Here is a 24849-nt window from a genome sequence, read left to right as displayed (position 1 = left end):
ATATAGCACGACGAGGATACGTTAGGACATCAGTTAGTCCAATAGGGAACAGGGAACAGGGAACAGGGAACAGTAAAGAATGTCCTAACCTGTCTTAGTACCGCTATAAAAGTTAACGGCGGGGATTGTCCTTCGCCTTATGTCATTTGTCATACTTTAGATTTATTATCCATATATTCTCGCCAGTATGTAATCTTTCCTTGGTCAAGTTCAAAGATAATGGCATCCTCAACTTTTGACAGTTCACCTGTTTCTTTGTTCCGTTGACGCCAAATCCATTCTACAGCTCCTTTATTTCCCTGAAGAATTATGGTATTAACGGTAATTTTAGTTTCTGTAACTTGAGCAAAATAATCCTCTGCTGCTGCTTTTATTTGCTGTTTACCTCTGAATCGAGAACCAGGGACAATAAATACACTATCTTCGGCAAAATCAGCGATAAGTTTATCTGAATCCGCCGTTTCCCAAGCTTGCGCTTGCCGTTGGATCAGTTCTGAAATCGTTGATTCGATGGGTTTAATATCTGGTGAGAGCATCGCTATAATACTACCCTTCGATAAATTAGAACAGGAATGCAAATTAGCCGCAACTGCGCTACCTGTAAAGGTAGAGTAACTCAAGATAGCCAACGCGATCGCGCCGAGAATCACGGTGCATGTCAACATTGTCGGTTGGGTTTCGTTCCTCAACCCAACTCCCTTAGTTAGCTGGAACATTTTGTGCAAACTTGACATGTTCCCCATAATCATTTTCCAGATAGAGAGTTGAGCGTCATCAGACTTTTGTTGGTGTGTTGACATGATAATGTATTCAAAATAACGTCGCGGGCGACAGCTTTCACAACATTGATACTGACAGAATTGCCCAACTGATAGTACGCTTTATCATCGTTACTATGCAAAATAAACTCATCGGGAAATCCCTGGAGACGGGCGGCTTCTCGCGGTGTTATTCTCCGAACACGATCATTGTGATAAATTCCTAATCGATTGGCATCGCTAGCAACCAACGTGACTGATATTTTTCGGGGATCTAAAAACTTGTAAACTTCAAAGGAGAAGTTCCCTGATACAGGTTTGTATTTACCATCAACAATTTGTAAATATTTTTTAGCCACGAGTGAGTCAAGAACCTGTTCCAGATGGGGATGATTAAAAAAGCTAGCGATTTGCTCTCGACTAAGCAACTTACCATCTTGATTACGACCGAATGCTTTATTCCGGCGCTTCAAAATAAAACGGTTCATTAACTCAATTTCTTCCGAACTACATTTTCCCCGTAAACCCAGTTCCCATGAGTGCAGAGAATTTCCACCACGATAATCAATCAGCCGCAGACCATGCAATTGATTCAAATTATTGTTTAATCGACTTTTTAGAGCTTCAACAAACTCCGGCAACAATCATATTTAGAATCAGGATTATCTTCTAATATATCAGCCACAGCAACTGGTTTACTCAAGGGATTAAATAAGGATAGCTGTTGACAATTATAAGAATGGGAATCGGGCGGACCTACATCAGAAATTAACTCAAATTTTGGCGAAGCGCCTAAAATCCCGACCATGTACAGGCGAACCCGGTTTTGCGGTAATCCGAAATTAGCACTGTTTAGGAGAAATGTATCAAAGCTATAGCCTCGGTTTTTAAGTTCATGCTTGATTGTTTCTAAAGTTCTACCCCGATCATGACTATAAAGACCGCGAACATTTTCAAAAATCAAGGTTTGAGGTTTACAGGTATCGATTAATCTCAATATTTCAAAAAACAATGTTCCTCTCGTGTCTCCAAATCCGGCTTTCTTACCCGCATAAGAAAAAGACTGACAAGGAAAACCTGCCAATAAAACGTCATGGGACGGTAATTGGTTAATTGCTCGGATATCTCCTAAGACCTCATGGTTGAAATTATTTTTGTAAACCCATTGACAATCTGGACTGATTTCACTTGCTAAAACACATTCAGTTTTATAGTTTAAGGTGTTAGCTGCTTGTTCAAAGGCTAGGCGTATACCCCCTATACCTGCAAATAAATCAATAAACCGGATCTTAGTCATGAGCTACATAGATAATTTTAATTCCTTACTTCTTCGAGACTTTGGAGTCATTATCAATTATTTGTTACATTAATGATGATTTATAATTTTTAAGCTGATTTTTTATATTTTTATATAAAAGGCTAAAATGGCTGGGAACATTAAATATAGTAAGCTTTAGCTTACTTTAGCTTTTAGCCAGGAAATTGATTTCCTGGCGATGCTTTACAATCATGTCGATGTCCATCTGGATAAATGGTTGAACAATCGACATAAGCATTAGAAAAATCAACATTATGACTGCGAAAAAAAATTGCTCCTTTTAACTGAGCTTGACTTAAATTCGCCTGAGTTAAATTAGCACCGCTTAAGTTAGCATAATTCAAATTCGCATCTCTTAGATCAGCATTGCCTAAATCAGCCCCTTGCAAGTTGGTATAGGCTAAATTAGCACCCCGTAAATTGGCATGACGTAATGTTGCTCTTGATAGATTCGCTTGTTGTAAATTTGCCTGAGATAGATTACTCTGGCATAGTTTAGTATCGCTTAACTCAGCCGCTTGCAATTGGGCTTGTTGGAGTTGGGCTTGACTGAGGTTAGAGTAAGGCAGATAACTCTTTTGTAAGTAAGAGCCATTCAAATTAATGCCTTGTAGATCCGCTTCAAATAAGTCTAACTCACTGATATCAATTGCCCTGAAGTCGCGTCTACCCTTAGCATATTGAGTCAGTAACTCTGTTCTACCAATCTTCTCCATCTGCTCTGTGACTCTGGAAGGTTCTGCTTCCTCTTCTCAATTTAATCTGTCTGATCAGGTCACTATAGATTTATGATGAAAACCCTGTATTAATTGTAATGCATTGTAGCGACAGCTACATTTTTCCTGATTTTTTTTTAAGGATTATCAAGATTTATATTTAATGCTTGATCCCAATTGACAAATAACAGTTTGTGTGATATATAAAATCTGGTTTGAGAGTATCAGTCAAGTCTTCAAAATCCGGGCTAATCAACTGGGTCTCTCGGTATCCAAAGGACGATATTTTTTTATCCTATAATCATGAAAGTCGGTTTGGTGTTCTATGTAGAAATGTTTTATTATCGAAGTTGGAAATGATTAACTCATAAGTCAACTACCCCACCCATGCTGCATAGGGACGAGATATACCAGATACGAATTAGGATAACGATAACGATAGCTATATTAAAAACTTCTAGATAAAAGCCAAATCCAATACTATCCTGAAAAAACTATGTCAAACCCACAATTATCGATCGCCCAACATTATCACGAGCGCACAAAATATGATCCGGAGACGATCGCGTCCAAAAATAAGCGATTAGACTGGGACAATCAACCGATACCCTTTAAAGAGTATAAACTAGGAACGACCATTGACCTGAAGCCCTATCTCAAAGAAGATCCCCAGGCGTTCGCCCAGGAACCTGGTAAAAGTTGGTGGCGGTTGTCACGGTTGCTCTTGTGCAGCTATGGTTTAACGGCTAAGATGGCAACCATGATTGGACCTCCGGTTTATTTAAGGGCGGCACCTTCAGCCGGGGGATTGTATCCGGCGGAAGTCTATTTAATTTCCAGTGGAACCTCTATATTAGCTCCAGGACTGTATAACTATCAGTGTCCTAGCCATTCTCTAGTACGCTTTTGGGATAGCGAGGTTTGGTCAGGTCTACAAGAGGCTTGTTTCCAGCATCCTAGCTTAGAGACAACGGAACTGGCGATTATCACCACCGCTATATTTTATCGTTCAGCTTGGCGCTATGAAGACCGCGCCTATCGTCGAGTATTTCTGGATACGGGTCATTTGTTGGGCAATATTGAACTCGCGGGTGCGTTAACCGGGTATCGCCCCTCTCTGATTGGTGGCTTTGTCGATCAGAAGGTGAATGATCTGCTTTATCTTAACCCAGAACAAGAAAGCGCGATCGCAGTGGTTCCCCTTGCTGATCAATTTCAGGGACAAAGCAACCCCTCTCAGCCTACGGCTTTACCGTCAGCGACACAGGTTGACTATCCTGAACTTCCTGATGGGGAATTGCTGGCTTACCTGCATCAAGCGACGCAAATTGAACCGACAGATAAGCAGGAAATCGAATCGCCACCATCTGGGGAATCAGAGTCGGAAAACTTAGGTGAAGATAAGTATAATTTTCCCTTCTGTACCAAAATCTCTACGACTACATCACCGATTCAATGGGGTAGTGTTACCGGGGAAGGATATGCGCCTCAAGCCTTGGAAAATACGATTCTCAAACGGCGATCAACTCGCGCTTATACTGGTGCGCCGCTATCCTTAGATGAACTTAAATTGCTACTCGATTTCACCTATCAACCCAAACACTACAGCGAACAAGGGTTTGATAGTTCTCCTGATTATTTTGACCTGAGTTTAATTGAAACCTTTGTGGCAATTTCTGGAGTGGCGGGTTTAGACGAAGGCTGCTATTATTACGCGCCAAAAGCTCAAGAATTGCGGCAAATCCGCTTTAAAAACTTCCGGCGAGAATTGCATTATTTGTGCTTAGGACAAGAGTTAGGGCGGGATGCCAGTGTGGTTCTCTTTCACACAGCAGACTTGAAAAAAGCTGTCGGGAAATATGGCGATCGCGCTTATCGTTACCTGCATCTGGATGCGGGACATTTGGGACAACGGCTGAATTTAGCGGCGATTTATTTAACGTTGGGGGTGAGCGGTATTGGCGGGTTCTTTGATGAACAAGTGAATGAGGTTTTGGGGATTCCTCCGGATGAGGCGGTTCTTTATATTACTACACTGGGACGTCCCAGGAGTTGATGGTCATTTGTCCTTGGTCATTCGCTAAAAGGTTCTTGTCTAAGGATCGGGTTGAGTTATATTTGAGGACAAAATAAACCTTGACCTGATATCATACACCTTTGTCAGTAAGCCTCGACACTCGCCAAGAACTCAAGTTCTTGGCTAAAAGCTTAAGTCCATTAAAATGGACTAATATAGTAGCACAAGGACAGGTTAGGACATTCTTTACTGTTAAGAGTTCCCTGTTAAGCAGTTTCCTCTTGGGATAAACTGATGTCCTAATGTATCCTCGTAGTGCTATAAATACCTAACACCTATCCTCACGACAAGACAGCAAACCTTATCTAGCTAGCATCTTGTCCGGATTTATCACGAACCTTTTCTATCGTCTTAATTTCATGGATTCGGACTTGGAAATAACTATCTCCATCAACAGAGGTACTATCAATCTGCTCCAGGAGTTCTTTGGGACTCCAGCCTCGTGGTTCCCCATACTTATACTCATAGTACGTCAAATCCCACCATACAGTGGTACTGCGTAGAAATTGTTCCCACCGATAGGGATTATCGAGCATATCTTGAGCGATCGCTTCTTTCGATTCAGCCTCAACAACCTTAAAGTTGCTTTCGTAAATGCCTTCATCACATACAGATGTTATTAAAAATAATGCCATGACACCACCTCAACCAACCTGTTGTCTTGACAACCTATTATGAACGTGAAGGGTCATATCAGGGCGGGTTTTGAACAAACATTATTATCCCTAGCCAAAACAAAATCCCTAAACCCGCCCCTACACAATACTCATTCTCCCCCATCTTCCCCATCTTCCCCAGCTCCCCCAGCTTCCCCAGCTTCCCCAGCTCCCCCAGCTTCCCCAGCTCCCCCAGCTCCCCCAGCTTCCCCATCTCCCCCATCTCCCCCAGCTCCCCCAGCTTCCCCAGCTCCCCCAGCTCCCCCAGCTTCCCCGGCTTCCCCCGCTCCCCCTCACCACAACACTTATTCAGCAGCCCCTAATTAATTGCAAAGGGCGCGATCGCGGTCTGTTACATTGGGGTTAGTCTTCAGATAATCCCCTACCCAGTCACAACTGCGAACCAGGAGATTATCCAGAACCGTTTGATTAACATCCTCCAAATTCCACAAAATAATACTGTTGTCCAAACTGGCAGATGCCAGCGTTTGCTTATCGGGGTGGAAACTCAACCCTCTGATTTCATCCTGATGCCCTTTAAGGGTGACAATTGGCGTGCCATCACGTTGCCAGAGTTTGATCTGTCCGTCTAAACTTCCGGATGCAATGGTTTGACCGTCAGGAGAAAATGCTACCGCATAAACTGGATTATCATGACCTTCAAGCGTATTTAATAAAACACCGTCTTTATTCCAGAGTTGCACGGTTTTATCCTCACTGGCGGTGGCAATTGTCTCACCGTCAGGGGAAAAACTCACGGCTTTGATCGGTTCCTCGTGTGCTTGCCATGATGAGAGGACTGTGCCAGTTTTATCCCAAATCACGGTGTTGTCATCACTGACGGAGGCAATCATCTCACCGTCGGGGGAGAAACTGATATCATTGACGCCACTACGATGTTCATCGAGGGTTTTCAGTAGCGTTCCGTCACGATTCCATAATTTAACCGTCGCATCCTCACTCGCTGTGGCAATGGTTTCACCCTCTGGAGAAAAACTCACCCGATTTATGCGATCGCGATGTCCATCCTCTAGATTTTCTTCCCCTGGCAAAGTCTTCAGGAGTTTCCCTTCTGGGTTCCACAAGCGCACCCGTTTGTCATTACCCACCGTGACAATCGTCTCCCCGTCGGGGCTAACGTTCACATCATAGACGCGATCGCTATTCTCTTGCAGCGTTGCTAACTCTGTTCCATCACTTTGCCAGAGTTTCACTGTATTGTCTGAACTCGCGGATGCCAAATAATTCCCCTGGGGACTAAACCGGACACTATTGACCGAATCCCGATGTCCCTGAAGCGTATCAACAAGCTGATGTTTACCCAGTTGCCACAGTTTCACACTCTTATCTAAACTCGCCGACGCCAGAGTCTGCCCATCTGGACTAAAACTCGTCCCATAAACCGTACCCTGATGTCCAGTTAGCGTTGTCAGCAGCTTACCCTCTCGATTCCAGAGTTTCACGGTTTGGTCATCACTGGCGGTGGCGAGGAGTTGCCCATCGGGACTAAAACTCACCCCACTAACGCCAGCCTCATGACCCGTCAGGGTTAACCGTTCTTCGCCCTCTAGCGTCCAAACCTTGACTGTACCATCCCAACTCGCTGTCGCCAAGGTTTCACCATCAGGGCTAAAACTGACGCCATACACTTCACCCTGATGTCCTTCTAAAGTACCCACCAACGTGCCATCTGGCTGCCAAAGTTTCACAGTTTGGTCATTACTGGCTGTGGCGAGGAGTTCACCATCGGGGCTAAACCTGACGCGATTAACCGCATTATCATGGGCGGGGATGGTTTTAATCACGGTTCCCTCTTGATTCCACAGATTAACCGTTCCATCTAAACTACCACTGGCAATAGTTTGCCCATCGGGAGAGAAACTCACGCCCCGGACTTGCTGAGTGTGTCCGGTGAGGGTACGAACTAATGTACCATCTGGACGCCAAAGTTTTACGGTTTGGTCATTACTCGCGGTAGCAATCCATTCACCATCGGGACTATAACTGACATCCCATACTCTGTCCGTATGACCCTCTAATTGGTTCCGTTCTCTACCCCAAGACACCGTTTGTTGTAGGGCGGTGATTACATTGGCGTTTAACTGAGTATCCTTTTGACTCCAGTTAGCATTTTGCAGTTTACGTCCCGCTTTCAAGGCTGCTAATCGGGCTTCAAAGCCTTGACCAGACGCAAACAACGCTTCTGCGGTTTTACTGTGGCTAATAATCTGCCCGGTATAGGCTTGCATCCTCAGTCGTTCGGCTTTCAAATATTGAACGAACGCCACTCCGCCTAAAATAACCGAAGCGCCTAACGCCACACTAACGCCAGCCAGGAGTCGTCTTTGACCACGGGTTCTGGCTTTGCGTCCCCCATCAATATACTCTCGCTGAAGTTGGGTGGGTTTGGGTTCGATTTCCGCATTGGTTGTCAACCATTGTTCGGCAGCTTCGAGTTCACTTCCTCGGAGTAAAAGGTGGTTATTGCGTTGTTTCTTATCCCACTCTTTCGCCAATTGTTGTAAGCGGGTATGTTCCTTAATATGGTCTAAATCCGTATCTAGGGTTTTGAGAAGGGACTCCAATGACCCATTAAAATTATCGGTTTCGCGGAAGAATACCCAGTTCAGTCTAGCTAATTCTGGATGCACGCCTTTGAGTTGATCATCCCGCAGCACAATTGGGATAATGCGTTTGCAGCGTTGAATCGCGTACTCCAGTTCTTGAGTACAACGTTCCGATTGAATCGCATGGGGACTAATAAAGAAGATACAGGTGTGGGCTGCCTCAATTTCTGTTTCGGTCTGGGTTAGAGGACTTTCTTCCCAATTCACCCAAATATCTCGTTTCTCCCGGTTGAGGGCGTCATAGATTCTCTGAATCGCGTCTTTATCGGGGGCGGAGTAGGAAATAAAAATTTCAGCCATGTTTTGTTATTGGTCAGGGAACAGGGAACAGGGAACAGGGAACAGGGAACACGATATTTCGCAACTGAGTCACTTATGACTTCTTACAAAGGGAATTCGAGTTAGTTTGCAGATAGTCTCCTGCCCAATTACAACCCGATGCGATGAGATTGTTGAGTAATTGGTCATCCAAATACTCTAAATTCCAGAGAATCATGGTGTCGTTTCTATCCGTAGATGCCAGGGTTTTGCCATCGGAACTGAAACTGAGATGGTCTACTCCCGCTTGATGTCCGTTCAAGGTAACGACTTCTGTACCATCGACTGTCCAAAGTTTCACCGTACCGTCTAAACTGGCTGTAGCCAGGAACTGACCATCGGGTCGAAAGGTGACACGATAGACGCGATCGCGATGTCCTTCCAGAGTCTGGAGTAATTTGCCCTCAGTTGTCCACAGTTTCACGGTTTGGTCATCACTGGCGGTGGCAATGATTTGACCATCGGGAGAAAAGTTAACACTACCAACGGCGGCGTCATGTCCCTCAATCGTCTGTAGAGACGTTGCATGCAACGTCTCTCCATCTAGACGCCACAGTTTCACAGTGCCATCTTGACTGGCGGAGGCGATAGTTTGACCATCCGGGCTGAAGCTAACATTTAAGACCATACCCTGATGACCTTCGAGAGTCTGCACCAGTTCGCCGTTTCGCTTCCAGAGTTTTACGGTTCCATCTTGACTCCCGGAGGCAAGATACTCTCCATCGGGAGAAAATTGTACCGTCCAGACGATTCCCTCATGCCCGTTTAGCGTCTGTAATTCTTTCCCGTCTTTTGTCCAGAGTTTCACGGTTTGGTCATCACTGGCTGAGGCAATGATTTCACCGTCGGGAGAAAAACTGACACTTTCCACCCAATTTTGATGTCCGGATAGGGTGTTCAATTTCTTGCCTTCTGGACTCCAGAGGGTGACATCCATTCCCGATGCGATCGCGATTAACTCCCCATTCGGACTAAAACTGGGACTAATACCGGCTTTGGGTAAAGTGTTGACTAAAGGATTGTCAAGTTTCCAGAGTTTCACGGTTCTGTCATCACTCGCTGATGCTAGAGTTTGCCCATCTGGACTAAAATCTACACCAAATACCTGACTACTATGTCCGGTGAGGGTATTGAGTAGGGTTCCCTCTCGATCCCAGAGTTTGATGGTTTTGTCTTTACTACTGGTGGCAAGGCGTTGACTATCCGGGCTAAATGTCACCTGCCAGATGCCATCTTTGTGACCGGTTAGCGTTTGCAGTTCTTCTCCCTCAATTGTCCAGAGTTTCGCCGTTTTATCCTGACTGGCGGTGGCGATGAGTTGACCATCCCCGGAAAAACTCACACTTGTGACCTCTCCTTGGTGTCCTGTCAGGGTTTGTAATTCTTCTCCCTCAATTGTCCAGAGTTTCACGGTTTGATCAGCGCTAGCCGATGCCAAGCGTTGACCATCAGCCGAGAAGCTGACACTGATAACTGGGGCATTATGTCCAGTTAAGGAATTGAGGAGTTTACCCTCTCGACTCCACAGTTTTACCGTCCCATCCTGGCTGGCTGAGGCAATAATTTGGCTATCGGGGGAAAAACTGACGTGGTAAATATCATTATCATGGGCATTAATACTATGTAGATTCGCCCCATCTTTTGTCCACAGGTTTACCGTCCCATCCCGGCTAGCGGAGGCAATCATTTCACCATCAGGGCTGAAGCTGACCTCTCGAACGCGATCGCGGTGTCCTTCTAGGGTTTTGATTAAACTCCCATCTCGCTGCCAAAGTTTAATTGTATGGTCACTACTGGCGGAGGCAATACGTTCACCGTCGGGGCTAAAACTAACGCTGCGAACTTTATTTGTATGCCCGTCTAATTGGTTGGATTGATTCACCCAATAGACAGACTGAAGTAACGCCGTGGAAATTGTTGAATGAAGTTGAGGATCTCGGCTAACCCAGTTGGCTTGTTGCAGCGTTTTAGCTGCCTCTAGGGATTCTAAGAGGGCAGGAAATTTTTGTTGGGAAACAAATAAAGCGTCGGAGGTGGTACTTTGGACAATAAGCTGTTCTTGCTGGGCTTGCACATAAAGTTTTTGCGATCGCTGATATTGCCAGAACGCGACAAGTCCTAAGAGAGTAGACACACCCAGCGCCAAGCTAACTCCAATAATTGACCGTTTTGCCTGACGAGTGACCCATTGACGACTAACCCCAACGTATTCCCGATGCAGAGGTGTAGGAAAAGGTTTTTGTTCAGAACTCCACACCAGCCAGGATTCTCCTGATGTCAGTTCACTTCCGTGTAATAAAAGGCTAGTATTGCGTCCTTTTTTTTCCCATTCCATGGCTTGCACTAACAAGCGCGTATGTTCTTGGGTATCCTCTTTATTGGTATCAATGGCTTGCAGCAGTTCTGCAAACGCCTGTTCAAAATTTGTCCCTTCGCGAAAGTCAATCCAGGGAACTTTTGCCATCTCTGGATGCATATCCTCTGGGTCAACATCCAGATATAGTATCGGCAGAATTCGCTTATGGTGTTTTAGGGAACAGTCTACCTCAACACCGCACTCTTTGGATGCCACTGAATCCGGGCTAATCACAAAGACGATATTATTCGATTCTTCAATTCCTTGATAGATTTCTTGTCGCCAATCAGCGGTTAGGGGAATGCCTTCCCAATCCACCCAAACCTCACGGTTAGCGTTTTTAAATGCCTCCCGCAGTTTCAGAACAAATTCCTTATTGCGCCGGGAATAAGAAATAAAGGCTTCTTTCATAAATTGCACACCCTGAAGTGTCTAGGTTCTATGAATCGGGTTCAGTGATGATCGTTCGTTATTCTTCCGGGATAGAAGCATCGGGGGCGATGAACTGCACTGCCCCTTGGATGGCATTATCTTTGGTGCGATCAGCCGCATCACAGACTAATGCCATCTGGAAGTAATGATCTATTTCCATTTCTAGAGGCAGGTCATTGGGAAGCGTGATTTCAACCTCACCGCCTGCTTCAGGAATCTCAATCATGGTTTGATACACTGGATTCCAACTCTGATCCACTAGGAGAAATTCGGCGGAGGTAACAGTGGTTTCCGGTACTTGCCATGAAAGTGTTGCGGGCGAGTTCAGCGCCACCAAATAAACCCCCTGATCGTTAGTGGGCATCAAGGGGGTAATCGTTACTTCACCACATCCAGCACCGCGCAACCCAGCGCCGCGATCGCGCGATGGTGAAAGTTGGGCAGTTAAAACGTTTACATCTTCATTAGACTGGGCTTGTAGCGGGGGTTGCCAGCCGATTCCCATTACCCAGATTGTCGTGAATACCCCGGTTACCAGACTCAAAGACTTAAAAGACTTTAATCTATCCATTGGTAGATGTATAAACCTTGATTGAGACTTCTCATTCCATAATAATCTAAAATTTTCACTTTTATCTAGAAAAATAATTTTAATGGAATCTTCATCAAAACTTTAAAAACTCTGGGTTTTTTAAAGACAATCTTCATGATTATTCTTTAGTCTCGTCTTTTGAGAGGCAATGGAGTCGGTAATACCTAGTAATATATATATTACAGATCTAAGGGAACTCCTTAGGTCGTTTTGAACGGTTCTGAGTTGTTGTCATTGGTGTGCCAGTAACCATTAACTATCAATCCCCAATCAAACCCATCGAAACTAGCTGTAGCGTCTGGTTGCAGTGGCTATTGGTGACGCTATTGGGTTTTGTGGCAAGTCTATTTTGGATCGAGATTGGCGAAAGACCCGATATTAATATGATTGAGGGGATCATCGGCGGGACGATAATCGGATTCGCCCAATGGCTAGTCTTAAGACGATACCTTTCCTCCGCCTGGTGGTGGATTATTGCCAGTCTCCTCGGTTGGGGAGTCATGGGGTTGAGTTCGTTTGGCGTCATCGGTTGGTTTGCTCCCCGAACGATGCGTCTTTTCCCTCGGTTGGTTTATGGAGTCGTCGATGGCGCAACTCTGGGGCTAATCCTGGGAATGGCGCAATGGTGGGTTCTCAGACAGTATGTTAGCAAAGCGTGGGGATGGATTTTTACCAATACTCTATACTGGGCAATCAGTTTAGCGGTAGGTTGGATTGTCGGTGGACTTTTGCGCCGCTTTACCCAGATGTTTCTCAGCGAAGTTCTGGGTTTAGGGGTAACGTGGATGTTAGTTGCAGGGTTAACGGGAATAACTTTAATTCGATTGCTGGGAAAAGTTCCAACTATCAAGGGTAGTGGTTTTTGACTTCTCCACGCTTTGAAAAACGTGGATTCTGAGACGTTGTTCAGTTTCCCTATTCCCTCTCCCTACCACAAGACTTATTCAGCAAACCCTAATATAAGGGCGGGTTTTGTTGAGCAGTTATCGGTGAAAAGCTTATCTGAGTGACTAAACCCGCCCCTACCGCCCCTACAATTGATTGACTGTAAGCTTGCCAAGCTAATTCTAGGGTTGCCATTTCACTCCAAAAATCATTGGTATTTCGCAATGCTAATAGTCGTGAGGCGCATTCATCCCGGTTGATGACACTGCACGCCCAGGTTACCAGATTTTCAAAGTTTACTGATTGTCCTGTCGGGTAACTCCAACGTGTGCCAAATTTAGCGATTTCCCCATTGGGATAGTACCAGCGAGAGGCGACTTTTGCTGTTTGTCCGTTGGGATAGTTCCAAATTGCGCCAAATTTAGCTGTTTGTCCGTTGGGATACTGCCAATTGTCACCGATTTTCGCCCGTTGTCCATTGGGATATTCAATGATAGCCCTTCCCCAGGTATCGGCTAATCCACAGGCGAATTGTTGCTGACTCTCGACTAATCGCACTAGATTGTTATTTCCTTCAGACAGTCGTGCCAGTCGCGTCATGATGGTGAGATCCAGACATTCCTGGCTGGCGGTTGGCGGTGGAATGGTTTCTACTGCGGAAGGTTGTGCGGTGTCACAGTATTGCGCTTCTAGGGTAGCCAGGTTTTCGTCGTCTAAACCTTGTTGTATCGCGAGGCGGCGTACCTGGCGAATTTGACGGCATTGAGTAGGCGTGGCGTCAGCGCGATCGCTGTTTATGCCAAGCACCAGTAGAGGTAATAGTGATAGTACCACCCGAATCGCCTGTTTCATAGAGACAAATCATCCTTATCTTCGATAATCCCCATATCTAGATTATTTTAAGGGATAAGGGGTCAAACCCCTCATTGGTGGAGAAAAGTCTTCTCGAAGTTTATCGGTAAGTGTCACAGAGAAATGGCTGCTAATACAGATAATACTCTCTGTTGTCCTAATCTATCTCTAAAATCTCAGCATGATGAGGGTTTTCAGATTTATCAAAGTGGCTGTTAGGCGAGGATTCTCATACTTTTATCCACTCATCCTCCGTACATACACGGATTTTAGTTCCGTCAGGCTAAATTAATTCCCGTAATTTACCCGATTCATTAAGGCGGTAGGTCTAAATAAGATTGAATTGTCAATCAAACACATCCTTTGGAGAACTCAATCCAATGATTCGTAAGACCCTAATCGCTTCTACTTTAGTTCTGTGTGGTACTGTTGGTTTCACTTCTGCGGTAAAAGCTGAGACGGAAGATGTTCTATTTGATGGAACTATAGCGAATTCCTGCACCTTTGAAAATAAAGTCGATGGTACTCTGATACAGGCAGTTGGAACCAATACTCTAACCAGCACAGGCGCTACAGCAGGTTCAGTTGACATTACTTGTCAGGGAGCTGCAGATCTAACGATGAGCGCTCCTGTAATGATAAGCGCACCTCCTGAGTACGACGATGCTACCACAACCACAACAGCGACTGCTACGGGTACTACTGCAGCGGGAGCCAATATCACTTTAAATGATACCGATGTCGCTGCAGTTGGATTAACTCTCGGTACTAACAGTCTCACTGTCAATATGGATGCAGCACATCAATCTACTCTTCCTGCAGGAACTTACCAATTTGGTGTCACTTTAACCGCTACACCGTTATAAGGAATTACTTATTTGAGTGATTCCATAGTACGCCTAATTGAATGGGTTTGTTTCTAGGCAAACATCAGGACTATTTTTCCTGGAAACAAACCCTTTACTTCAAGCAATACTCAATTCGGAAATACGGCAAAAATGGTACTTTTTTCTAAAAAAATTAAACCCCCCCTACAAGCAGCTTGGAAAGCATTTCAGTATGGAAGTTGGGTGCTATCCGCTACTTTGCTTTTTGGAGGTTCAGCTCAAGCACAGCTAGGTGCTGCTCCGTTAGTTGTGGAAGTCGAAGCCAATCGGGGTCAGGCACAAACCATGATTAATGTGATTAATACTACCGATACTCCCTTGCGGGCAAGAATTTATACTGAGCCTTTTACTTATGAGCGTGATAGTGGATTTCAAACTCTATCCTCTAGCCCCAACTACCTTGGTTCCTATCTACAGTTTTCTCCACAAGAATTAACAGTACCACCAGGAGTTAGTCGTCGAGTACGGATGAGGGCTTTGCTTGCACCTAGCTTACCTGATGGAGAGTATAGAGCCGTGGTGTTTACAGAAACCTTAAATGAAGACTGGAATGGTAGCGGTAAAAAACTTGGTATCACTGCACGAGTGGGAACAACTGTTTATGTTCGTAAAGGTGATATATCTCCAAATTTAACTGTCAATAGTGCTAGCTTTAATTTAAAAGAAAACCAACTCCAATTACTGGTTCAGAATACAGGTGATGCTTCTGTCCGGTCAAGTGTTAACTGGGAGTTGAAACAGGGAGAAACAGTTATCAAGAGTGGAGAATTGCCTGCCAGTACTATCATTGCCCAGAGCGATCGCAATCTTATCTTAAACAATTTCCAAGCTGGCACATCATCTCTTTCTCCTGGAAACTATCAACTGATTGGAGAATTAACCTGGGGTGAAGATAATAGCAACAAAGTTCCCTTCAGCGTTAATCTAACGATTCCTGAAAACTAACGCATTTATCAAAGCAAGTTGTAAATCCCATTCCCTTTCAGCAGACGTTAATATCTGCCCTATGTTTCATGCCGTACCCCCTCACTCACCGCCAGAAATTATACACCACGTAACTACAGACAAGGCAGATAAAGTTCGCGAATATCCATTTATAATCGCCAACACGCCAGCCTCTCCCAACCAAAATCCTGTTGCGTCTTATTCGATTCCGAGTTCACCTGAATTATTCTTACCCGAATATTCCGACTCAAATTTACCGACTTTGCCAGAAGGGATAGAACCATCCAACGCCGCCAAACTCGGACAACCTATTTCAGTCAGCATCTCTGATAATAAATCAGGACAACCCGAATTATATTCTTCTACTCCTTCTATTCAATTCAATCCCGTCAATCTTGACTTGACTCTCTATCCGGCTGAACCCAATAATTCAACATCGAATAGTTTACCATCCCCAGCAGATTCAAATTCTAGTTTAAATTCCGCTAATTCAACACCGGAACCCAAAAACATCGCCGACGAGGAACCCGCACCCCAACCAGAAGCATTACCCCCCCAAAACCCAGATATCTCAACTCTTCCGCAAACTCAATTTTCAATCGCCCAAGTTCCCGATAATTTCTCCTCCTTTCTGGTAGGCATCAAAGTCAACAACCGTTCAGTAATTACTAGCACCTTAATTCGCGGACAAGAAAATGGGGAAAATGCGATTAACTTTGATCAATGGTTGTTACCTTATGACGCCATCGTCAAAGCCTTAAAATTAACCGCCACCGTTTTACCCGACAATCAAATCGAACTGCGATCGCCAACCCAAGTCGTTCGCCTCAATCCCAGTCAACTCAAGACTGATCCGGAATTAGGCTTAGTGTTTTCCGTGGCGGATGTGCGAACCTTATTCGGCGTGGAAATCGAATTCGACATTATTGATTATGCGGTTTCCATCCAAGCACCCTGGTTAAATCAACGGCGTCAAAGGGGAAAACGAGACGTCATTGTCCAAACCGAAGGATTACCCCGAATTGCCCCGTCTGGGTTCTCTCTTTCCGCTGTCGAACAACGGATTGATGCGAGTGGAACGGCGACTCAATCACCCAACTATCGGGGAAATGTATCTGCTGTTGGCAGTATTTTTGGGGGAAGTTGGTATATCCGCGCCAATCAACCCCAACTCTTCTCCTCGGATACCTGGAGTCTCGCCGAAGCGCGATTTCAACGCCAAACGGATGCGGCGGATTATATTATTGGATCTCAACCCCCTTTCTGGCGTAGTCAAAGTCCAGGAGATTATTGGGGATTCACCACGATTCAACGGAATGGTTTTATCCCCCAACTTCAACTCTACGGCGGTTCTGATCCCCGTCAACGCCTACAAGCCGCGCAAATCGGACGCACGATTTCTGGAACAGCGGAACCGGGAACATTAGTGCGTTTGGTGCGAGGATTAAGTGATGACGCGATCGCAGAAGTTCTGGTGGATTCTTCGGGTGTTTACCGCTTCGAGGATGTGGAATTCGAGAGTCAATCGTTTAATAATTATCGTATTTTACTCTATCCCCAAGGGCGACTCACGGAAACCCCAGAAATTCGAGACGCCACTTTTTCCAATGTACCCGGACAAATCCCCGCCGGATCAACAGCCGTTATTGTCTCTGGAGGATGGCGACGACAATTGTCGGGTTTGAATCAAGAAATATTGGGCAATTTTACCGACGTTCAAGGTGGAGTGATGGGGCGCTGGGGGGTTTCTAATAGCCTGACATTAGGGGCTGGTGCGGTTTACGACGAATCGTTTCGGGGATTAGCAGAAGCCTTTTTTCAGCCAGAAGGCTTTCCCTTAAAAGCCGCCGTCTCGGTTCTAAGTGGTACAGAGGAGTCCGACTGGGATATTAACGCCAACGTACTGTTTGAACCCTCACCTAATTTTACCGCCCGATTCACTAGCGATCGCTTCGCCCAACGGTTGAATGCGTCTTGGCAAGTGTTACCCAGTTTCACCCTATTTGCCAATACCAGCACCAATGATGCAACGGCGGCTGGTGTACAATTCGCCTTAAGCAACAAAAACGCCTTTACCTTTGCCCGTCTCAGCGTCGATACCCAAAGCCGTTTCCGGTGGAACTTGATTCAACGCCTGAATCAATGGGAATTTCGGTCATTGGGGAATGAAATTAGCACCCAATCCGAACTTGGTTATCGTTTCTCTGATAACTTAAGTACGGGTCATTCCCTCGTTCTCGGTTATGATACCCGTAACCAAAATGGTCATAACTATTTAGCCAGCCTCACTTGGCGCTATCGTTCCCCCCAAAAATCGGGGGATGGGAACCCCCTCTGGGATGCCCAACTGGGCTATGGTATCGGTTCTCGCGGTTCGGGAATTGTCGCCTCAGTCGGAACCTCGATTTTACCGGGTTTACGCCTACAAGCGCGATATCAAGGGATAGCCGTGAGTTCCGATAACGCCGCCTTCAGCTTAAACCTCGTCTCCAGTCTCAATCTCCAGCAAGGGATTACCCCCAGAGATACCAAAACCGACTATCTCCGCACCCAAGGCGGACTCTTGATTCAACCCTTTTTTGACCGCAATCAAAATGGTAAACCTGATCCGGGGGAAAAATACTACACCGACTCCACCTTACTCCTAGTGAATCAGCAGTCTCTGGGATCATTACGCGCTGATATCCAAGAGGATCGGATCATCATGAATTTACCCCCTGGAACCTATCGCCTCGACTTTGATCCGGCGGGTTTTCCCTTTGACTGGCAAGTGATCAATGAAGCCTTGGCGGTGGAGGTAGTGGCGGGGAGTTATACACCGATTCTGATTCCCCTAGTTCAGTCTTACACCATATCGGGAATTGTCACCGATAACCAAGGTCAACCCGTGAGTGGGGCGAGAGTTGAAGCCATCCAACCGGATGCTGGTACTCGGTCATTTTCCATCACCAACGATGCTGGCGTTTATTATTTAGAACGGTTACAGCAAGGAACATATCGCCTGCAAATCAACAATCAGCCTGCGTTTCCCCAGACGATTGATCTAAAAAATAGTTCGGAATTTTTCCAAGAACTGAATCTGAATTTACCAACCTCTGTAGATAGCTAATCTAACTATTTTCCTTTACTAAGTACCTAGACATAAATACTATCCGCTGTGCTAATACATGTTAAAAAGTCTCAAATCCTTACTGTTCCCTGTTCCCTGTTCCCTGTTCCCTGTTCCCTGTTCCCTGTTCCCTGTTCCCTGTTCCCTGTTCCCTTTGTTCCACTCAAAGGGATATTAACGGTAGCGTAACCGTAAATCTTGTACCCACATCAACCTCGCTGGATAAGGTAATCGTTCTCCCGTGGGCGTCCACACTATTTTTGACAATTGCCAGTCCTAATCCAGTTCCCTCGATATTACCCACATTCGCCGCCCGGTGAAATGTTTCAAACAGTCGTTTTTGGTCTGATTCAGGAATGCCAATTCCTTGGTCTTGAATCGTGAAAGTCGCTTCCTTGGGCGAACAACACAGAGACAGTCGTACAGTAGACCCTTCGGGGGAGTATTTAATCGCATTGGAGAGCAAATTGCCAATAATATGCCGCACCAGTTTTTCGTCTAAACAGGTGGCAATGCTGTTTGGGGTTTTGGGTGTATTATACTCACAGGTAAACAATTCCTGTAGCATTCTCCTGGATAACTTCAGGTTCGAGTTCATAGATTTGGCGACAGCCAGGACTAATATAGGGAAAAGCCATTGAACCATCGGGACGCAACAAAAATTCGTAAAGCATTCCCGGTACATTTTTCGCTAGCTTTTGCAAGCGTTGTTCGCTTTGCTGGAGTGCCTCCCGCCAGACTGGTAAGGCTGGAAAAGAGTAGAGTCAGCAAGAGTAATCCCAACCCCAGTTGTGTGGGAAGTCGTCGGCGTGGATTGAAGTGGGAGGCGACAAAGCGCCAGCTTCGGGTCAGTTTACCCAGTTTCCAGTTACGTGAACGAGGGCGAGATGAGGGACGGGGACGCAAGGTGATAATCAGGAAAGACTGATTCTATGTTCTCCAATTTGTTCCACTAGACACAACCGTGATTTTACGCAAGTCTGTCTTGAGTTCGTCTCGATTTGTTCAGGATTTAATTAAGTAGAGACGCGCCATGGCGCGTCTCTACTTGCCAGTTAGTCAATAGCCAATTAATTTGGGTAAGGGTGCCTCTACCTATAAGTTCCCCTAAGTGATAAACTAATAAATTTAGAGGAAAACAACGATGAGCCAATCTCCACGCGATCGCGCTTTTGATCCGACTAGCGAAACCCGAGAATGGCATGCTGCTGCTACCCCAGAAAATGCGGAGAAAATAGCCCAAAAGCTAGGCTGGTCTAACTACTCGATCAAAAAAGCACCGAGTAGCTGGGGATTATCCTATATTGTTGTCAAGGAGGATTAATTAATGTTCAACGCCGTTTCCAGAAAGGGCTTAAAAATAAGACAGCAAACAAGTTCCGAGATAGTGCCAGGAACAATCGCTCGATATCGGGGCAATATTGATCGTCTAAAAGAGTTCTTATTAATTCACGAAATTAACCCAGAATATACGGCGCTCAAAAATGCCGATGGCAGTCCCCAGCGTGAACATGATATGGTCAAAGCCGAAGTTCTCAAACCGGAAAATGGTTACTGTGATTACTGCCTATTTTGGGTGGAAAAGAAGCAGTTAACCCCTCTGAACGAAAAGGAATACAGAGAGATTTTGACACATCTGATTTAGACGCCTCATACCGAGTTGCGCTCAAACATAGTAGATAGGAAAAGCAGGGGAAGCAGGGGAAGCAGGGGAAGCAGGGGAAGCAGGGGGAGGGAAATTTATATCTTTGAATGCAACTTGGTATCAGTATGAATTCGTTGTCATTGGTCACAGAACAGGCAATTAAACTTCATCGGTCAGACTATTTTCCTTTAATACTCTCATAGTTCTCGACAAACCATTGATAGGTCAATTCTAAACCTTTCTTTAACGAAATTTTGGGTTGCCAACCAGCGGCATTAATTTTCGAGGTATCCAACAATTTACGCGGTGTGCCATCGGGTTTAGAGGAATCGAATTTTAACTCACCCTCATAACCAACCACCGCCTTAATTAACAGCGCCAAGTCTTTAATCGAAACCTCTTCCCCTGTCCCCACATTCACGAATTGGATATCGTCATAGTGATTCATCAGGAAAACTAAGGCATCAGCTAAGTCATCCACGTATAAGAATTCCCGCAGCGGCGAACCCGTTCCCCAAATTTCTACCGCCTCAGCATTATTAATTTTTGCTTCATGGGTTTTCCGCAATAGGGCGGGGAGAACGTGGGAATTTGCTAAATCGAAATTATCATTAGGACCATAGAGATTTGTGGGCATAGCGGAGATGAAATTTACCCCATATTGCCGACAATAATTTTCGCAAAGTTTGAGTCCGGCAATTTTCGCGATCGCATAAGGTTCATTGGTCGGTTCCAGAAACCCTGTTAGTAGGTGTTCTTCCTGCATCGGCTGGGGACAGTGTTTGGGATAGATACAAGATGAGCCGAGAAATAACAACTTTTCCACACCAGACAAATAGGCGCTATGAATAATATTTGACTCAATCATCAAGTTGTCATAGAGAAACTCAGCCCGGTAGGTATTATTGGCATTAATTCCCCCCACTTTTGCCGCCGCGAGGAAAACGTACTCTGGGCGTTCAGCAGCAAAGAAATCCTCGACAGCTTGCTGGCGTCTTAAATCCACCTCTTGGCTGGTTTTGAGGATAAGATTGGTATAGCCGTTATCGCGTAAACATCTAACAATGGCGCTACCCACTAAGCCACGATGACCGGCTACATAAATTTTTGAATCCTTGTTCATGGTCATATTAGATAGTTGAAAACACTGAATAATCCATAATTCCAGGGCGGATAATATTGATACATTATTGGTTACCGTCTTCTCTAAGTAACTCGCATCCGCCCTTATAAATACGTACTTTTGACCTTTACTCAATCAACAGGTGCGTGAGCAGTGGAATGTTCGTAAGTATTTTCTTTGTGTTTTTCAAACAGGTCTGCCCCTTCACCATTCGATGATTTGCCGAAGGTTCGTAAATCGGCTTCTACCATCAGGGCGACTAACTGTTCAAAGGATAAAGACGGTTGCCAATTTAGCTTTTCCTTGGCTTTTGTGGGATCACCAATGAGTAATTCGACTTCCGCAGGACGTAAATAACGGGGGTCAAACTCTACATAATCTTGCCAATTCTTACCAACACAGTTAAAGGCAATATCCAGAAATTCCCGAATTGAGTGAGTTTCACCTGTGGCGACGACGTAATCGTCAGGTTCGTCTTGTTGCAACATCAGCCACATGGCTTGAACATAGTCTTTAGCATAGCCCCAGTCTCGCTTGGCGTCTAGATTCCCCAGATAGAGTTTTTTCTGCTGTCCACAGAGAATCCGGGCGATCGCCCGAGTAATCTTACGGGTAACAAAGGTTTCTCCCCGACGCGGCGATTCATGGTTAAATAAGATACCATTGCAACCAAATATCTCGTAAGACTCGCGATAATTCACCGTTTGCCAATGGGCATACACCTTAGCACAAGCATAAGGACTACGGGGATAAAATGGAGTGGTTTCCTTTTGGGGAACTTCCTGGACTTTACCAAACATTTCCGACGAACCCGCCTGATAGAAGCGCACATCAATACCTGTGCGATTTCGATAATCCCGAATCGCTTCCAACAGGCGCAGCGTTCCCATTCCCACCGCATCCACCGTATATTCCGGACAGTCAAAACTGACGCGAACGTGAGATTGAGCGCCCAAATTGTAAATTTCTTTGGGTCTAACTTCTTCGAGAATGCGGCGTAAGGTTACGCCATCGGTCAAGTCGCCGTAGTGCAGAAATAATCGGGCAACTTGATTATGAGGATCAACATAGATATGGTCAATGCGATCGGTGTTAAAGGTGGAAGTCCGCCGGACAATCCCGTGAACTTCGTAGCCTTTGTCCAGTAATAACTCACTTAAGTAGGAACCGTCTTGACCAGTTATGCCTGTAATCAGCGCTCGTTTGGGTTGCGTCATCCTTGAATCGTCCTGTGATGCGTATGGGCAACAGTGGTTGACAAAAGTGTTAATCTCCCAACTGGATTTTGGGATCAGGGAAATTATTCCTTAGATTATCCTAAAATTCCCAGCATCGATCAACTTTCTTTTGACTCATAACTTATCAAGCCTACCATGTCAGAGTTCGATGATCTCTCTGGCGCGATTTTGTCATCGTTGTTCAGTCCGGTGTTTGGTTGATTTCCGTCACAACCCAGGAAAATCCTGTCGAGAATAACATTGAACACCGAAGCCATCCCAATACTACGCTGATTTACTGCATTTGAGCCGAGAGGTTTAATTCTGGATTAATCCTCCCATGCTCCCAATGTTTAATTCGTCAGTAAGCCCCATTATTTTTTGGAGCAATCATTACGCCGATAGTTTTCAAAACCAGCCAAAAATCCAGCCAAAAATTTTGAAAATTCACGTAATAAACATCGATTTGTACCCGACGGTTATAGGGAATATCATTGCGCCCTGAAACTTGCCATAGTCCAGTAATGCCTGGTTTTATTGTCAAGATTTTATCCATGTAATGCCCGTACTTATGCATTTCTTCCGGGACTAAGGGGCGAGGTCCGACCACACTCATATCTCCTTTCAAAACATTCCAAAATTGTGGGAATTCATCCAAACTGGTATATCGCAAGAATTTACCAATCCAGGTTACTCTGGGGTCTTCTTTGAGCTTGAAATTTTCTTCAAACTCACAACGAACAGAGGTTGATTCTGTCATCATTTCTATCAACATTTCATCAGCATTTTCCACCATGGTTCTAAATTTAATGCAGCTAAACGGCTTATAGTCTTTACCGATTCGCTCCTGAACATAAAAAATAGGACCCGGTGAACTGATAGCGATTAGGATGGCTAAGAGCAGGTAAATCGGGAAAAACAACGTGAGAATCGATAGGGAAAATACGACATCAAACAGCCGCTTGGCAAAAATTCCGTCTAAGCGATATCGAGACAGACCTTTGGGTCTACTGCGTGGAGCGCGGGGCTGGATACCACGCTTCACGAACGCTCGCAACGTCTTGACGGAGATAAGTTGGCTTTGGGCAGTCATCTTACTCCTTCACTTCACACCACACGTCACGATCATAAAGCCAGAAGCGGTTAGCTAAGGCAATAGCGACCAGGAAACTGGAATTTATGACTCAACATCGTGACAGGTGGTCTCGATAGCAGCCGTCCAGAAACGTCAAGTAGCGATCGCTAAATACAGTTGGCGCAAATTGAGCCGCGTTTAATTGTATCTGTTCGGGACTAAAGGCAGTGGCTCGTGCTTCAAAGGCTTCCACCGCCTCCATCAAAGCCTGGGGACTTTGGTCTAGAAAAAACAGACCCGTACCCTTATCCGGATGTTTCCGGATATCTCGAACGGTTTCCAATGCCCCACCAGCACCATAGGCAATGACTGGTGTACCACAAGCTTGAGCTTCCACCAAGGCAATGCCAAAATCTTCACAGGCAGCATAGACAAACGCTTTTGCCTGTGCCATATACTCCTCGACCACGCGATCGGGACAAAAACCCAGGACTTGCACGTTGGGTTTAGCGAGATGGCGCAGCGCCTGCAATTGCGATCCCTCGCCAATGACGACCAAAGGATATCCCAGTTGATTGAACGCCTCCACGATTAAAGTCACTTGCTTGTAACTAACCAATCGAGAAACCGTCAAGTAAAAATCTGACTTTTGAGCCTGGAAAGAAAACCGTTCCGTATGAACCGGAGGGTAAATTACCTGTGCCTCTCGCCTGTAGCAGCGCCAAATCCGTTGTGCGGTATGGCGAGAGTTGGCAATAAAATAATCCACTCGATTGGCTGAGATCACATCCCATTGACGCAACCGATGCAGCAGATACCGCGTGATTGACCCAGGGAGTCCCCGCCCCATAGCACTGCTGTTGAGGTAATCAAAGGTCAAATCCCAAGCGTAGCGCATCGGTGTATGGCAGTAGCAGATGTGTAGCTGTTGTGGACGGGTGAGGACACCTTTAGCAACAGCATGGGAGGAGGAGAGGATCACATCGTAATCCCGCAAGTCTAGTTGTTCAATGGCTAAGGGTAGCAGGGGTAAATACTTTTGTACCCCCTTCCTCGCCCCAGGAAAATGCTGTAGAAAAGTCGTACCAATCGAGCGTCCAAACAAATAACTGTGGGGATTGGTGGATTCAAAATCAATCAAGGCATACAAATCCGCCTCAACGGACTTAAGGATTTCTCGAACCACCAGTTCAGAACCACCCGTTGCTTTGGGAGTCAGCCACTCATGCACCAAGGCATATTTCAAGAATAGTTACCCTAA

At 45.4% G+C, this 24849-nt stretch carries 21 protein-coding genes and 1 pseudogene; 8 read left to right on the top strand and 14 right to left on the bottom strand.

Going from position 1 to position 24849, the window contains the following annotated elements; all coding sequences use genetic code 11:
- Nucleotides 1-149: 149 nt before the first annotated feature.
- From RIC07_RS05445 to RIC07_RS05435, 3 genes and pseudogenes are all read right to left on the bottom strand, one after another.
- On the bottom strand, nucleotides 150-800 hold the full coding sequence (locus tag RIC07_RS05445) for a nuclear transport factor 2 family protein (RefSeq protein WP_446393621.1): 651 nt from the start codon (nucleotides 798-800) through the stop codon (nucleotides 150-152).
- Nucleotides 746-2055 (bottom strand): annotated as a pseudogene (gene dcm, locus RIC07_RS05440) (DNA (cytosine-5-)-methyltransferase). Before dcm ends, RIC07_RS05445 begins: the two are co-directional and overlap by 55 nt.
- Nucleotides 2056-2228: 173 nt before the next feature.
- Nucleotides 2229-2792, bottom strand: a complete 564-nt coding sequence (locus RIC07_RS05435) for a pentapeptide repeat-containing protein (RefSeq protein ID WP_446393620.1) — start codon at nucleotides 2790-2792, stop codon at nucleotides 2229-2231.
- A 496-nt stretch (nucleotides 2793-3288) separates the two neighbouring features.
- On the opposite strand from RIC07_RS05435, the gene RIC07_RS05430 reads away from it, so the two are divergent.
- The gene (locus RIC07_RS05430; RefSeq protein WP_446393619.1) at nucleotides 3289-4848 is read left to right on the top strand and encodes a SagB/ThcOx family dehydrogenase; all 1560 of its coding nucleotides are present in this window, start codon (nucleotides 3289-3291) and stop codon (nucleotides 4846-4848) included.
- Nucleotides 4849-5174: 326 nt separating this feature from the next.
- Here RIC07_RS05430 and RIC07_RS05425 read toward each other — a convergent pair whose 3' ends face one another.
- The 4 genes from RIC07_RS05425 to RIC07_RS05410 all read right to left on the bottom strand — a co-directional run bounded on the left by RIC07_RS05425 (nucleotide 5175) and on the right by RIC07_RS05410 (nucleotide 11829).
- Nucleotides 5175-5504: a hypothetical protein gene (locus tag RIC07_RS05425; RefSeq protein ID WP_446393618.1), complete on the bottom strand. Its 330-nt coding sequence runs from the start codon at nucleotides 5502-5504 to the stop codon at nucleotides 5175-5177.
- A gap of 344 nt (nucleotides 5505-5848) precedes the next feature.
- The gene (locus RIC07_RS05420; protein WP_446393617.1) at nucleotides 5849-8452 is read right to left on the bottom strand and encodes a WD40 domain-containing protein; all 2604 of its coding nucleotides are present in this window, start codon (nucleotides 8450-8452) and stop codon (nucleotides 5849-5851) included.
- A 73-nt stretch (nucleotides 8453-8525) separates the two neighbouring features.
- Complete coding sequence (locus RIC07_RS05415) at nucleotides 8526-11237, bottom strand: WD40 domain-containing protein (protein ID WP_446393616.1); 2712 nt, start codon at nucleotides 11235-11237, stop codon at nucleotides 8526-8528.
- 58 nt (nucleotides 11238-11295) lie between these two features.
- Nucleotides 11296-11829, bottom strand: a complete 534-nt coding sequence (locus RIC07_RS05410) for a DUF928 domain-containing protein (protein WP_446393615.1) — start codon at nucleotides 11827-11829, stop codon at nucleotides 11296-11298.
- Between the two features lie 260 nt (nucleotides 11830-12089).
- Here RIC07_RS05410 and RIC07_RS05405 point away from each other — a divergent pair, with 260 nt between their 5' ends.
- On the top strand, nucleotides 12090-12716 hold the full coding sequence (locus RIC07_RS05405; protein WP_446393614.1) for a hypothetical protein: 627 nt from the start codon (nucleotides 12090-12092) through the stop codon (nucleotides 12714-12716).
- An 88-nt stretch (nucleotides 12717-12804) separates the two neighbouring features.
- Here the strand turns inward: RIC07_RS05405 and RIC07_RS05400 are convergent, their stop codons facing one another.
- Nucleotides 12805-13587 (bottom strand): hypothetical protein, encoded by a 783-nt coding sequence (locus tag RIC07_RS05400; protein WP_446393613.1) that lies wholly within the window; start codon nucleotides 13585-13587, stop codon nucleotides 12805-12807.
- 380 nt (nucleotides 13588-13967) lie between these two features.
- Here RIC07_RS05400 and RIC07_RS05395 point away from each other — a divergent pair, with 380 nt between their 5' ends.
- The 4 genes from RIC07_RS05395 to RIC07_RS05380 all read left to right on the top strand — a co-directional run bounded on the left by RIC07_RS05395 (nucleotide 13968) and on the right by RIC07_RS05380 (nucleotide 18717).
- Nucleotides 13968-14453, top strand: coding sequence for a hypothetical protein (locus tag RIC07_RS05395; RefSeq protein WP_446393612.1), 486 nt, complete (start codon nucleotides 13968-13970; stop codon nucleotides 14451-14453).
- 132 nt (nucleotides 14454-14585) lie between these two features.
- Complete coding sequence (locus RIC07_RS05390) at nucleotides 14586-15419, top strand: P pilus assembly protein, chaperone PapD (protein ID WP_446393611.1); 834 nt, start codon at nucleotides 14586-14588, stop codon at nucleotides 15417-15419.
- A gap of 61 nt (nucleotides 15420-15480) precedes the next feature.
- Nucleotides 15481-18528 carry a carboxypeptidase regulatory-like domain-containing protein gene (locus tag RIC07_RS05385; protein ID WP_446393610.1) on the top strand — a complete coding sequence of 1016 codons (3048 nt, stop codon included), beginning with the start codon at nucleotides 15481-15483 and terminating at the stop codon, nucleotides 18526-18528.
- Nucleotides 18529-18576: 48 nt separating this feature from the next.
- Nucleotides 18577-18717 (top strand): hypothetical protein, encoded by a 141-nt coding sequence (locus tag RIC07_RS05380; RefSeq protein WP_446393609.1) that lies wholly within the window; start codon nucleotides 18577-18579, stop codon nucleotides 18715-18717.
- Here RIC07_RS05380 and RIC07_RS05375 read toward each other — a convergent pair.
- Together RIC07_RS05375 and RIC07_RS05370 are read right to left on the bottom strand one after the other, a co-directional pair.
- Entirely contained in the window at nucleotides 18692-19096 is a 405-nt protein-coding gene (locus RIC07_RS05375) for a sensor histidine kinase (protein ID WP_446393608.1), read from the bottom strand. The genes RIC07_RS05380 and RIC07_RS05375 overlap by 26 nt on opposite strands.
- On the bottom strand, nucleotides 19071-19232 hold the full coding sequence (locus RIC07_RS05370; protein WP_446393607.1) for a hypothetical protein: 162 nt from the start codon (nucleotides 19230-19232) through the stop codon (nucleotides 19071-19073). Before RIC07_RS05370 ends, RIC07_RS05375 begins: the two co-directional genes overlap by 26 nt.
- Before the next feature lie 440 nt (nucleotides 19233-19672).
- Between RIC07_RS05370 and RIC07_RS05365 the strand changes: the two genes are divergently transcribed.
- Together RIC07_RS05365 and RIC07_RS05360 are read left to right on the top strand one after the other, a co-directional pair.
- On the top strand, nucleotides 19673-19852 hold the full coding sequence (locus RIC07_RS05365; protein WP_446393606.1) for a hypothetical protein: 180 nt from the start codon (nucleotides 19673-19675) through the stop codon (nucleotides 19850-19852).
- A 3-nt stretch (nucleotides 19853-19855) separates the two neighbouring features.
- Nucleotides 19856-20173: a hypothetical protein gene (locus RIC07_RS05360; protein ID WP_446393605.1), complete on the top strand. Its 318-nt coding sequence runs from the start codon at nucleotides 19856-19858 to the stop codon at nucleotides 20171-20173.
- Between the two features lie 178 nt (nucleotides 20174-20351).
- Here the strand turns inward: RIC07_RS05360 and fcl are convergent, their stop codons facing one another.
- The 4 genes from fcl to RIC07_RS05340 all read right to left on the bottom strand — a co-directional run bounded on the left by fcl (nucleotide 20352) and on the right by RIC07_RS05340 (nucleotide 24834).
- Nucleotides 20352-21296 carry a GDP-L-fucose synthase gene (gene fcl / locus RIC07_RS05355; protein WP_446393604.1) on the bottom strand — a complete coding sequence of 315 codons (945 nt, stop codon included), beginning with the start codon at nucleotides 21294-21296 and terminating at the stop codon, nucleotides 20352-20354.
- A 131-nt stretch (nucleotides 21297-21427) separates the two neighbouring features.
- Nucleotides 21428-22513, bottom strand: coding sequence for a GDP-mannose 4,6-dehydratase (gmd, locus tag RIC07_RS05350; protein WP_446393603.1), 1086 nt, complete (start codon nucleotides 22511-22513; stop codon nucleotides 21428-21430).
- Nucleotides 22514-22874: 361 nt separating this feature from the next.
- Nucleotides 22875-23606 (bottom strand): sugar transferase, encoded by a 732-nt coding sequence (locus RIC07_RS05345; RefSeq protein ID WP_446393602.1) that lies wholly within the window; start codon nucleotides 23604-23606, stop codon nucleotides 22875-22877.
- A 91-nt stretch (nucleotides 23607-23697) separates the two neighbouring features.
- Complete coding sequence (locus RIC07_RS05340; RefSeq protein WP_446393601.1) at nucleotides 23698-24834, bottom strand: glycosyltransferase; 1137 nt, start codon at nucleotides 24832-24834, stop codon at nucleotides 23698-23700.
- Nucleotides 24835-24849 lie beyond the last annotated feature (15 nt).

The sequence above is a fragment of the Coleofasciculus sp. E1-EBD-02 genome (assembly GCF_040218245.1).
GTDB lineage: Bacteria > Cyanobacteriota > Cyanobacteriia > Cyanobacteriales > Coleofasciculaceae > Coleofasciculus.
This window is presented reverse-complemented; position numbering and strand designations above follow the sequence as displayed.